The organism is Pelagicoccus sp. SDUM812002, assembly GCF_031127835.1.
In the GTDB taxonomy this organism is placed as follows: domain Bacteria; phylum Verrucomicrobiota; class Verrucomicrobiia; order Opitutales; family Opitutaceae; genus Pelagicoccus.
The window spans coordinates 41968-53489 of record NZ_JARXHX010000017.1 but is presented as its reverse complement, the minus strand read 5'-3'; the positions used below and the strand labels follow the sequence as shown (position 1 = coordinate 53489).

The window sequence follows — 11522 nt, the reverse complement described above, 5'->3', positions numbered from 1 at the left end:
CCAGCCTTTCTCCTTCAGTAAGCACCTTGCGAATAGGTCAGCTCGTAGCTGTGCGTGTAGATTTCGAAAACGAGGCCAAAGGGATCCTCGACGTAAACCATCTTGAACGGTTTTTCGTTTGGATAGTATTCTCGGATTGGCATGCGCTGCTTCCCTCCGTGAGCGACAATCTTTTCCACGAGTTCTTCAATATTGGGGTCTTGCACGCAGAAATGGAACGTTCCCGTTTTCCAGTATTCGAATTCGTCTGGCTTCTGATTGTTCTTAAACTCGAACATTTCGATGCCGATCTTATCGCCGGTGGAAACGTGCGCGATCTTGAACGACTCCCAGCCTTCGCCGAAAACGTCGATGCACATCTTTCCGATTGCGGTCTCGGCCTCCTCTTTGACCTCGGTCGGTTTCTTGATCGTGTACCAGCCCATCACGTTTTCGTAGAAGGCGACGGCTTCTTCCAGGTTTGGGACGGAGAGTCCGATATGTGAGAATGTTTTAGGATACGTTTTCATAGCTAATGGAGCCTGTCTTTCAATTTTTGAGTTTTTTGTGAGCGTCTTGTGTGCCCTTGCGTGGGTGCCGTTCCGGCTCGGGCTTCGTTTTACCCTGGGACCGCTAGTGGCTGCAGCAATTCGATGGAGAAGTCTCGATCGACAAGGTCGCGAGCAGTCTGCACCGGTAACGATTGAAAAGCCGTATTGCTGCGTTTTCCCGAGCGATCAGGGATGGTGAACGCGATTTATGGGCTTAACCGACTGAGGAACAGGGCAAATGCTTGCTCAAGGGCGGGCTCTGTTCACTTCTCCTTGGCCGTGCATACGCTGGTCGTTACGCCGCCTTCGATTCGCAGTAGGCGTTTTCGGGGCACGCAGCCAATTGCGGGCGCAGGTTGTTAGAGGCGAAAAAAACGTTTGGCGTTGCCGCTAGCGATTTGCGTTTTCAGAGCGGTGGTGATGTTGGAGGCCTGGAGCTTGTAGGTATTGGCTTCCGTGACCATGAGCGGGGTGTGTGAGCCGAAGAAGAGACGGTCGGGGCTCATAACTTCTAGCAGGCCGTGAACGAGGTCGTGCCAGTCGGCGAAGGAGAGGTCGGTGCAGAGATTGGGACAGGAGTCGGCGAGTTCGAGGATCTCGGGTCGGAAGAGGCCGGTGCAAAGGAATTTGAAGTCAGGGAAGCGTTGGGCGTAGGCGATCAGCTGCTTCACGCTGACGCCTTTGATTTTGAGGCCGTGGTACTGGTGGCGTTCGTCGAGCATGCGAACGTTGATGATGAGGCGTATGTTTGTGTCCGCTAAGTATTCGGTCAGTCGAGCGCAGTTTTTCGACCGGAGAGAATAGTTATGAAAATTTGGATACAGTTTGACCGCCTTTAGCTCAGTCTTCGCTCGGTAGGTTTCGAGGCTTTCTCGCCAATTGGGGAGGCTGAGGTTGAGAACGGGGACGGGGGTGAGACTAGGGAGGCGTTTGCAGGACTGTAGGAGTTCGCGATTAGCGGGATCGGGGTCGGGTACGAAGAGGGTTTCTAGGTAGGAAACGAGACCGTGCTTGATCTTGTGCTGCTCCAGGTGGGCCACTAGCTGCGGGAGGCTGCGTTTTGGGAGTCGTGCGAAGGGCCAGTGCCCGAAGGATAGATTGCAGTCGGTAAAGGTCATGGCCTAGGCAAGGTTGAAAAGCGTATTAGCATTTGAATACAGGATCTGCGTTTTGGCAGCAGCAGGGATATCGGATCCGGTGATGCGTCCGATGCATTGGCCGAGTTCGCGGATCGGGATGTCGGAGCCGTAAAGGATACGCTCGGGCCCCAGCTTCTCCACGGCATACTCAAGGAGTCCGGCGAATGGAAGGCAGCTGGAGGTGTCGATATAGAGGTTGGGCAGGTTTTGGGCTTCGAGGACGCCGCGCATGCCGAAGCCGTAAAGGTGGGCCATGATAACCTTTGTGTCGGGGAAACGATGGGCCAGCAGGCAGGTGTCTCGCGGATCGCTGTGCGTACGGCGCATGGGTTTGCCGAGAGTGTCCCAGGTATGTTGGAGAACCGGTATTTGGTAGTGAGCGGCTGCTCGCATGAGCGGCTTCATGATGGGGTCGCGAGCGTTGTTGGCGATTTCGAGTTTGATGCCTTGAAACCCAGCGTTGAGGCAGCGATCGAGTTCTGCTCGCAAGCGTTTTTCTCCGAGGGTGGGATTGAGGTAACAGAAGCCGATGAAGAAGTCAGGGTACCAGGTGAGGAGCTGGCGGGTTTGCTCGTTGATAGCTGTCAATTGTTTGGCACTCGGACTGGGACCGTGCACGAGCACGTCGCCGAGGCAGACCATTTTATCGATACCTAAGGATTTCGAATAGCTGACGAGCTTGTCGACTTCCGGTTTGCTACTGCCTTTGCCAAAGAAGATGGGGTGAGCGTGGACGTCGATGATTTTATTGCTGGGCACGGCTGAGAGAGTGCATGGGACTCGGCTCGCATTACATAGCGCCTCTGTTTGACCGTAAAACGTCGCGGTGGTGTGCTTGATCGTGGAAATGGATAGATCTGCTTCGGTATGCAGAAAGTCGCTCTCTCCTCCTTATTTATCTTGGTATCGATAATCGCTGCGTCATCGATGCAGGGAAGCCCGCAGTTTGAGGGACGATGGGTGATCGACAAGGAGTTGAGTTCTGCCTTCGATCCGTGGCGCAGCATCCATCTGGAAATCGAGGTGGAGGCAGGCAAGGTTTTAATTGAAGAACTGCACACGACAGGCCGGCGACGGGCGACGCAGCGCTACGAGCTCGATTTAGATAAACCGCGAAACAAAGTGCCAATCGATCTCTGGACCGGGAATCGCCATATTGGAGCCTACATAGGCGGGAACCGTACAATGGAGATTGATGCAGAGTTTTTGGACGAAGGACGCACGCTTGTGCTGTATTGTAACTACATACTGGATACGTCGCAAGGAGCGACGAATGTGCGTTCTCATAAGGAGTTTCGCGTGTCGTCCGACGGGGATCAGTTGGTGGTGATGGAGCTGCGTTCGACTCGTCCGCGTCCTATCTTGCAGGTTTTTAACAAGGAGCGATGAACATGGATTTGTTAAAACGAGATCCGCGGAAGAACGTTTTCAGGGAGTTAGCCATGAAGATGTGGAAAGGAAGAGCGGCATGGCTTGCGGTGTTTGCATACTTGGTCGTTGGCTTTTTAGGGACGGCTCAGGCGAAGGACGCGAGCGTGCTAGAATTTGACGCGGATTGGCGTCTGGACGGGGATCTGCCGGAGAAGGCGATGCTTATCTCGCTGCAAGGAGTGGTCAACAAGGGCGGTCCGGAGTTGTATTTTCTGTATCCAGAATCTTGGCCTTGGAAGATCACCGGTGAGCTGAAGGGCTTTTACGAGTCGCGTCACGGCTTTGACTTCAAGGACTTGGGCAGCGCGGAGGCGGCGCTGGCTGAACATGCTTCGAAGGTTAGCGGTTACGTGGTTTGGGACAAGGAGGTGAGAACGTCTTTGATTGTAGCCTTTACGGTTTGCGGGTTGCAGAACGCGATCGCGGTGAACGAAGATTTGATCCCCTTGGCTGAAGCAGCGGGATTGAAACCGGTTGCAGACCTGCGGGGAGATTTTCGAGGTATGGACGATGCGGAGATTTATGAGATCGCCTACGACCGATACTGGGGAAAGACCAGCAAGGATGTGGTGATCTGGATGGGCGGAGCTCACGGTTCGCGCATGGAGCCGGGGCTCGCAGATTATGGGATTTATCGGGAGGCGTTCTTTTGCGACTTGTCGGCCAGCCCGGAAGACGAAGCGGAGCTGGCCTTGCACAACAAGATTCTTAGCGAGCTGAATCCGGATGCGACGATAATGGGTTGGCATTCCTACGGGAAGGATACGGAAGGGCAGCACGTGAGTCTGATCTCGAGCTATGGCTTGAAGATGGAAGGACTTAACAGCCTGCCGAATATCAGCTTCAATTGCCAGATTCCCTTCACAGACGACTTTGTATTCAAAAATAACCACAACGTAGCGCCAGAGGAGACGCTTGATGCCGAGGAGACCGTTTACGTTTCGCTCGTCCAAACGGACAGCATGGGGATAGGGGCATGGACGAAGCCCGGTCGCGGTCGCATTCCGTATGCTTGGCAGGTATCCATGAGTTGGAGTCGAACGTCACCGGCTGCCTTGCAGTACTTTGCGGAAGCTGCCACGCCTAACGACTACTTTATAGCGGGTCTATCCGGACCCGGCTACATGTATCCTAAGCCGATTCCCGAACGCCGATTCTGGCCTTTGATGGACGAGGCGGAAGAGTTGATGGAAGCGCTGGATCTGCGGGTGATGGAGATCATGGATTACTCGGAAGGGAATCGGCATGTGGGCAACACTGATTTGCCAAAAAGTTTAGTAGACCGCTACTATAAGGCCTTTCCGGGGGTGATTGGTTTCATCAACGGCTACGGTTCGGCTCGCACCTTCGATTTGCGCGGGGAACGGCCGATGGTTTCGTACGACTATTATTTGGGCTTGCACCGTCCGACGGAGGAAGCGATCGCGGATTTGGAGGAGCTGATTCAATTGAATCGGAAACGGCCTTATTTTCTGCTGATCCACGTGCGCGAATCTACGACGATCGATCGCGTGGCGGATATTCTGGAAGGCGTTTCCGAGGAAATGGAGGTGGTTTCGCTCGACGTTTTTCTGAAGCTGGCGGCCAGCGAGCAGACTTATAAGCAACGCTACCTGCAGGGGTCGGATCCGGTGGATAGGAATGCGTATCGTTGATCGCCGTGAGACGTATTTGAAATTAAGTTACACTCGTTGGATTGTTTTTTGATCGTATTGAATTTTGGGTAGGACGCCTTCTTGGGGGATCGTCCATAAAATAAGGCCGGAGCTTTTTTGCTCCGGCCTTCTAGCTTTGGGGAGGGGCGGGTTCTTGGTGAGTCGTCGTAGTGCAGAGGGTGACGGATCCTACCATGGGGTGGCGGGTTACTGTGATCAGCTTTCCGCGGGACGGCGCAAGCGCCGCACCCTACTGGATTCGGACTTAACAGCGTAGCGCCAGCCCTACCTTTGGGGAGGTAGCGCGGCTCGTCGTTACTTGAACTCGACCCTGATGTCCGTGCCGTCGTAAACCTGACAGTTGAAATCGATGTAGTTGCTCGATTGCACGTTTGTTTGTTGGAAGTTGATCGATTCTTTACTTGCTTGTACTTGGGCCACGGTTGCACCCTCCGGGATGAGAAGGTGGCACCTACAATGGCTTTGTTTAGCGTTGAGGGAGAGGGAAACGCTGTCGGTATTTTCTTTGTACGAATATTGGAACTGGGAGCCGGAGCATTCGTAGCCGACGCTCGCTTCCGCTTCGCTGATGCCGGCTGCGTACCAGCGGGGGCTGAAGACGATATCCTGAAGGAGGCTTTGTTGATCCTGGATCCCGACCAACCCTTCGATGAAGCCGTGCAGCATGGAGCTGGAGCCCCAGCCGTCAGTCGGCATGGCGTCGGGGCTAGTGCTGGTATCGATGCTAGAGGCGGATCCGTCTGGGAAGTACCAGAGGTAGGTTTCGTTATCCTTGGAAATGAGTTCGTGGTATCTTTTGAGGGTTTCGATGCCTTGGGCTTCGAATCCGTGCTCAAGGTAGGCTCGGGCCAGCTCGCCACCGACGAGCGGCATGATGCCGCCGTTGCAGTAGGCGCCGGCTACGATCTTTTCCTCGCCGAAGATGCCGTCGGGAAAGGCGGGGGTGATGGAGTACCATTCCGCGAAGGCGTTTCCGTCGGCGTTCCGCTGTTGGTATTCATTTAGCAAGGACACTGCTTGCTGGTGGCTGCATACCCCGCGGTTCACGTTCATGGGGTTGCTAAAGCTAAGTTGGTTGGCTTCGTCGACTCCGTCGATTTCGACGGGTGTTTGCTTGACGAAGTGGGTGTAGAAGCGGCCGTTCCAGCAAACTTCGTTCATGCGTTTCTTGAGGCCTTGGGCGAAGCTTGTCCAGTGGGCGGCTTTTTGCGGCTGTCGATCTTTGGCCAGCATTTTGGCCAGCAGGAGGCACGCTTCGTAGAAGCCGCTGTTGTCGCCGTGCATGATTCCCCAAAAGGTGTTTTCATCGATCTGGAACTGTAACCAATCGTGGCTGCCGGCGGAGTAGGCGAAGTCCCACGAGTCGATGGTGTAAGGCCGCTTGACCAACTGGGTTTCTGGATCCCAGCGCCAGGGATGGGTGAAGGCATAGTTGAGCGCCCGCTCCATGGATGGGATTAGGGATGCCATCCAAAAGTCGTCTCCGGTCGCTTGCCAAGCGAGGAACGTGGCTTTGATGAAGCGGTATTCTACGTCGGCTTCCACGGGGACGCGCACGTACTTGGTCCAGTTCTCTTTCTCGCAAGGGACTTTCTCCGGTTTTACGGTGAAGTAGTCGAAAATACGTCCGTTGCGGGCTTGAGTGTCGGCGAAATGGGTTACAGCGGAGGTGAGGTCTTGCTCGAAGAAACGTGCCCCTCGCATGATGTCACTGTGGTCGCGAATCCAGACGGCTGGCGTATCCGGGGAGCGGTACCCACGAATCTCGTCTCCATCGATCAGCATCTCCATGGTGTCCTTTTCGAGGAAGGCTCGAATTTTGGGGAAGAGGCTGTCGAATTCCGGTTGGCCGGTCTTGGTGTAGGTCAGGTTTTGCATAGAGCGAAAAAAAAATGACCTTGGTTGTCCTGTGTTTCGGGGTCGAGACCAAGGCGAGGCCCGTTTTACCGTACATCGTTCAGATCGGTTGTTTACGTGGGCTGGATTGGTGACACTCTGCCGAATCTCAGTGTTCTACCTTGGTTTGCCGACGCAGCCGAAGTGGTTCCAAAATCCCTGTTTATCTTACATTACTCCTCTTTCATGCAATTTCTAGGACTTCACGTTTTTGATATTATAGTTTTGTTGATCTACTTGGTAGTGATCTTGTATCTCGGCAAGAAAGCCGGTGAAGGAAATAGCGATACCGACGAGTTTTTTCTCGCGGGGCGTTCTTTGGGAAAGTTCTACCAGTTTTTCCTAAATTTCGGGGCATCTACCAATGCTGACCAGGCAGTCGCCGTGACGCGCGAAACCTATCGTCAGGGAGTCGGGGGAATGTGGATACAGTTTCTCGTTCTCTTCTTGACGCCGTTTTATTGGTTTACGGCTCTCTTTTTCCGTCGGGTTCGCCTCACAACTCTAGGCGACTATTTTACGGAGCGTTTCAAGAGTCCGTTTCTCGGCGGAAGTTACGCTGTGTTTACGCTGTTAATGGCGTTTGTAGGCGGCGGTGTCGGCTATATGGTGGCCGGCAAGACGATGATGGCGATCACGCCGAAGCCGGCGGAGATGCTCACGGTGGAGCAACGCACGACGGTGGAGGAGTTCAACGAGTACCACGAGCTGGATGCGTTGACGATCAGCGAACGTACGGAAGTCCAGCAAGCTCGTTACGATGTGCTTCAACAAAAGAATCTACGCGGCGAGCTGCGCTCGTTCTATTCCTACACCGATCCCTTGGTGTTCTATTTCGCTTACGGCCTGATTGTAGCGGTGTACACCATGATGGGAGGCTTCCGTGCGGCGGCGATAACTGACGTTATTCAAGGGTTCCTGATTGTATTGTTTTCGATGATACTGATACCGCTGGGGCTCTCGAAATTGGGAGGCTTCGAGGGACTGCATGCAGCGGTGCCTGCCTTTAAGTTCGAGTTGTTTGGCTCGGTATCGTTAAGCGAGTATGGTTGGTACACGATCTTCGCTATGGCCTGCTCGAACCTAGTGGCGATCGTGGCAATAGCCCAAAATATGCAAACGGCCGGTTCGGCGACTAATGAAAACTCGGCCCGCTTCGGGATTATCGGCGGTATGTTCTTCAAACGCTTGCTGATGCTCTCCTGGATCTTGGCGGGATTGATAGCGGTTGGGCTGTACGCCGGCAAGCTGCACGATCCGGATTTGGCATGGGGTTACATGAGTCGAGACCTCTTGGTTCCAGGAGCGATCGGACTGATGTTGGTGGGAATCTTGGCCGCGAATATGTCGACGCTGGATGCGTTGTCGGTTTCGAATTCGGCTCTCTTTATCAAGAACCTATATCAACCGTTTCGTCCGGGCAAGACTGAGAAGCACTACATCACGGTCGGTCGGGCTGTGATTGGAGTCACTTTGTTCGGAGGAATCGGCGCGGCGGTTTACGTCGATAACCTCTTGGAGCTCTTCAAGTATTTCATCTCTATTCCCGCAATTTTCGGAGCCCCGATTTGGCTGGGATTCATTTGGCGGCGCCTGACTAAGACGGCAGTAATGGTAGAGGTCGTAGTGTGTTTCGCAATTTTCGCTATCCTCCCCAACGTTTTCATGTCTTTGGACTGGGCTCGCACGAATCCAGCGTTTCTTCAGCAGACCGACTCCTTCTCGCACATGTACAAGGCTCCGGCCTTAAGCGAGGACGTCGCCTTGGGGCGTGCGGAGAATGTTGGCGACTCGATCGAGAAGGAAATATTCATCGAATCGAAGGGTATCTTCTTCGAAAAGGTGGCCCGTCAAAATCCGGAGGATCCGAATTCGCCATTGATCGGTATCGGTCGTTTCGAGTCGGAGCTTTGGGTGATGAGTTGGTTCGGGGTGGACTTTACTGGATTCAAGAAGTCACAGCTCGTTGCGGCTCGATTCTTCTTCAACGCATTCTTCCCCTTCGTGATTCTGATTCTGGTTTCGCTTCTCACCCAGCCGGTGAGCAAGCGTCGCCTCGACTACTTCTTCGCTAAAATCTATACCCCTGTCCAGGCAACGCCTGAAGCGGACAAGTTGGCAGTCGCTCATGCAGCGGCGAACCCGACCGAGCGTGAGGCAAAGAAGATCTTTCCCAAGAGTAGCTGGGAGATCGCCAAACCGGACAGGATGGACATCATTGGCTTTGGCGGCAGTTGGGTAGCTGTCGGCGTGGTGATCCTTCTGTTGTGGGCTATGGTATCGATCCATTGAGTGCGCGATGAGTGGGGGCGATGTCCCCGCTTGTTAGGGTTTGTTTAATGAGATAAACTCTTCGCTGCGATTTCCGAAAGGCCGCTTTCCGTATTTTAGGTGTACGTTTGAGTGAATAAAAAAGCGACCTTCCCAGACTTGGGAAGGTCGCTTTGATTTGTCTTAAATGATTTTTGGTGCGTGTTTAGCCGACTTTTTGCAGTGAAGCGTCGCTTTCCTTGATGATCTTTGTGGGCGTTTGGGGGGCTTTGACGCTCTTGCCTTCTACCCATTCGCCACGAATCAAGGTGACTGCAGGGTTGTGCAGCGGGCCCACTTGCTCGTTGGCCAGCTTCGACTTGAGAAGGTCAACGGCGGTTGCTCCGATCTTGCGGAATCCGATTCTGACCTGAGCGATCTCGCCGGTCTCCTCGGTGGCCGGGTTGAGCGCGGCGAAACTGAGGTCCTCGGGGATTTTGAAACCGGCTTCCTTCAGCCACTGGCAGTGCTCGACATTGGGGCTGAGCACTACGTCTGGCTTTCCCTTTTTGACCCACTTAATGAGCGCTTCTTTGGTAATTTCGTCATTTGAGAGGATCGGAACCCGATTTTTAGCGGGCGTGTTGTTCTGGTGCCAGAGCAGGTAGCTTTGATAAAGATGGTTTGAGCGTTCGTCCTCGGAGGCGGTTATGCAGAAACCGATTCGCTTGAATCCTTGGTCCACCAAGCTCGACACGCCCATGTGCATGGATTGGTAGAAGTGAGGGTGTACTTGGTTGTATCCAAGCTTAGCCGCCACGGCGCAGGTGGCGACACCGGTGAAGTTCTCCTGGGGCAAGGAAAAGACGTCCTGCAGATCCTCGACAGGCAGGACAACGATGCCGCGAATACCGCGGGTTTCGAGGATTTGCACGATGCGCTTGAGGCGCATGCCCGGTTCGTGCAGCCAGAAGTCTTCGGTTTTGAAGCCAAGCTCTTCGGCGCGTTGCTTGACGCCCTCGCGGATGAGGCGGGAGTCCTTGCAGAGTTTGTTCAGCGGGGCTCGCTTGGGGTTGAGAATGGCGATGACAGGTTCTTCCTTGCTGATGTCTCGCTTGCGCAGGTAGCGCATGAGTTCGGTCAAGTTCGGGTCTGGGGTGTAGCCTTGCCGCTTGGCAATCTCCTTGATGCGTTCGCGGGTTTCAGGAGCAACTCGAGGGTGGTCCCGCAGGGCCATGGAAACGGTCATGCGGCTGACACCGGCTTCCTTGGCAATGGTCTTACAGGATGGCTGTACTTTGTTCATAGTTCTTGGGGGGGGCTCGTTTGTGGGGTGTGTTTGATCGATCTTATTTGTAGAATTTGGGTCAGCGTATTTGATGTCTAGGGTGATTCAGATCTTTATCCTAGGGCGTATTTGGGGTACTGAGTTTGCTGAAGAAGCCATAGTAATGTGGAACGTTCAAAGGGAGGGAGCGAGTGGCAGTAAATTGGATACGAATGCGCTTTTGACCTGCGACTCTCGTATGGCGTCGAGCACTACGGTGCCGTAGTAGGCGTCTTCCACCGATGCGGGAAAAGGGGCGGCGTCGCGTAGCGTCTTGGCGACATCGCGGTAGATGTGGGCTTCGTCTCCGAAGCGCTTTCCGACGATAGGGAGCTCGCTGCGTTTACCGACGTCCGGCGACGCGGGATCCTTTTGTAGCAGCGTTATCTTTTCACCATCGGAGACGATCGTCCCGTGGGTGCCTTGAACGAGGAAGGAGGGTAAGCCTTCGATGGCTTGGGCATATTCAGCGATTCCGCGTATGCCATTTTCGAATTCCATCACCGCCAGGAAGTTGTCGTCTCCGTCGCCGCCGTTTATGACTTGCTGGAGGTGGCCTGAGAGTCTTTGGACGAGGCTGTTCGCGAGACCGAGCAAGGGTTGTACGATGTGGGCACCCCAGTTGTTGAGGTAGCCACCTCCGTACTTGAGCTCGGTTTGCCAGTCCGAGCGTTTGCTGAATTGGGCAATGTAGCGACGAATGGTGAAGATGCGCCCGATCGAGTCCTGTTCAATCAGCCGTTTGATTTCGTTGTATTCGGGAGACCAGTACATGGGTATCCAAGGAAATATCTGTTTGCCGCTTTTTTCCTTGGCGCGGATCAATTGGGCAGCCTCCGCTTGGTCTAGGGCCCAAGGTTTCGTGATGAGCACATTGATACCAGCTGCCAATAGTGCGCAGGCGACCTCGCAGTGCGTGTCTGAACGGGTTACGATGGCGGCGAGTTCGATATCGTCACGAGATTTAAGAAGTTCGTGATGGTCGCAATAGCTGGGGCAACCCAGCATCTGCGATGCGTATTCTCGGCGTGTCTGCGAGAGGTCGCAGGTGGCGACGATTTCGAACTCGGGATTGGCTAGGATTCCGTAAGCGTGGGAGAGCTCTCCGCTTTGCCCAAATCCGATGATTGCCGTTTTGATCGGTAATGATGCTTTGCTCACTTGGTGGTTTGGTAGGTCTCTCGAGGTAGGTTTGCAGGTTGCGTCAAGTTGGATCGTTTTGAGAAAGCTGTGGGCGCTTTACAGTAAAGCGCGCTTGAGCGGCTGCGTCGAG

General features: G+C 54.2%; 9 protein-coding genes. 3 read left to right on the top strand and 6 right to left on the bottom strand.

Translation table 11 applies throughout. The features are described 5' to 3' along the window. Nucleotides 1–14: 14 nt before the first annotated feature. From QEH53_RS19175 to QEH53_RS19165, 3 genes are all read right to left on the bottom strand, one after another. On the bottom strand, nucleotides 15–509 hold the full coding sequence (locus tag QEH53_RS19175; protein WP_309024835.1) for a lactoylglutathione lyase family protein: 495 nt from the start codon (nucleotides 507–509) through the stop codon (nucleotides 15–17). A gap of 380 nt (nucleotides 510–889) precedes the next feature. After that, the gene (locus tag QEH53_RS19170) at nucleotides 890–1648 is read right to left on the bottom strand and encodes an amidohydrolase family protein (RefSeq protein WP_309024834.1); all 759 of its coding nucleotides are present in this window, start codon (nucleotides 1646–1648) and stop codon (nucleotides 890–892) included. A gap of 3 nt (nucleotides 1649–1651) precedes the next feature. Continuing rightward, on the bottom strand, nucleotides 1652–2428 hold the full coding sequence (locus QEH53_RS19165) for an amidohydrolase family protein (protein WP_309024833.1): 777 nt from the start codon (nucleotides 2426–2428) through the stop codon (nucleotides 1652–1654). Nucleotides 2429–2536: 108 nt separating this feature from the next. Between QEH53_RS19165 and QEH53_RS19160 the strand changes: the two genes are divergently transcribed. Continuing rightward, the gene (locus QEH53_RS19160; RefSeq protein ID WP_309024832.1) at nucleotides 2537–3058 is read left to right on the top strand and encodes a hypothetical protein; all 522 of its coding nucleotides are present in this window, start codon (nucleotides 2537–2539) and stop codon (nucleotides 3056–3058) included. Between the two features lie 2 nt (nucleotides 3059–3060). Continuing rightward, nucleotides 3061–4755, top strand: a complete 1695-nt coding sequence (locus tag QEH53_RS19155; RefSeq protein ID WP_309024831.1) for a GxGYxYP domain-containing protein — start codon at nucleotides 3061–3063, stop codon at nucleotides 4753–4755. Nucleotides 4756–5070: 315 nt separating this feature from the next. On the opposite strand, the gene QEH53_RS19150 is transcribed toward QEH53_RS19155, so the two are convergent. Then, on the bottom strand, nucleotides 5071–6654 hold the full coding sequence (locus QEH53_RS19150; protein WP_309024830.1) for a hypothetical protein: 1584 nt from the start codon (nucleotides 6652–6654) through the stop codon (nucleotides 5071–5073). Nucleotides 6655–6858: 204 nt separating this feature from the next. On the opposite strand from QEH53_RS19150, the gene QEH53_RS19145 reads away from it, so the two are divergent. Then, entirely contained in the window at nucleotides 6859–8964 is a 2106-nt protein-coding gene (locus QEH53_RS19145; RefSeq protein ID WP_309024829.1) for a sodium:solute symporter family protein, read from the top strand. A 184-nt stretch (nucleotides 8965–9148) separates the two neighbouring features. Here the strand turns inward: QEH53_RS19145 and QEH53_RS19140 are convergent, their stop codons facing one another. Together QEH53_RS19140 and QEH53_RS19135 are read right to left on the bottom strand one after the other, a co-directional pair. Beyond that, nucleotides 9149–10228, bottom strand: coding sequence for a LacI family DNA-binding transcriptional regulator (locus QEH53_RS19140; RefSeq protein WP_309024828.1), 1080 nt, complete (start codon nucleotides 10226–10228; stop codon nucleotides 9149–9151). 156 nt (nucleotides 10229–10384) lie between these two features. After that, complete coding sequence (locus QEH53_RS19135) at nucleotides 10385–11410, bottom strand: Gfo/Idh/MocA family oxidoreductase (RefSeq protein WP_309024827.1); 1026 nt, start codon at nucleotides 11408–11410, stop codon at nucleotides 10385–10387. Nucleotides 11411–11522 lie beyond the last annotated feature (112 nt).

What these genes read in the sequence shown, in the direction of transcription:
- QEH53_RS19170 (WP_309024834.1), bottom strand. Translation starts at nt 1,648, where the DNA reads ATGACCTTTACCGACTGCAATCTATCCTTCGGGCACTGGCCCTTCGCA.
- QEH53_RS19155 (WP_309024831.1), top strand. Translation starts at nt 3,061, where the DNA reads ATGGATTTGTTAAAACGAGATCCGCGGAAGAACGTTTTCAGGGAGTTA.
- QEH53_RS19145 (WP_309024829.1), top strand. Translation starts at nt 6,859, where the DNA reads ATGCAATTTCTAGGACTTCACGTTTTTGATATTATAGTTTTGTTGATC.
- QEH53_RS19160 (WP_309024832.1), top strand. Translation starts at nt 2,537, where the DNA reads ATGCAGAAAGTCGCTCTCTCCTCCTTATTTATCTTGGTATCGATAATC.
- QEH53_RS19175 (WP_309024835.1), bottom strand. Translation starts at nt 509, where the DNA reads ATGAAAACGTATCCTAAAACATTCTCACATATCGGACTCTCCGTCCCA.
- QEH53_RS19140 (WP_309024828.1), bottom strand. Translation starts at nt 10,228, where the DNA reads ATGAACAAAGTACAGCCATCCTGTAAGACCATTGCCAAGGAAGCCGGT.
- QEH53_RS19150 (WP_309024830.1), bottom strand. Translation starts at nt 6,654, where the DNA reads ATGCAAAACCTGACCTACACCAAGACCGGCCAACCGGAATTCGACAGC.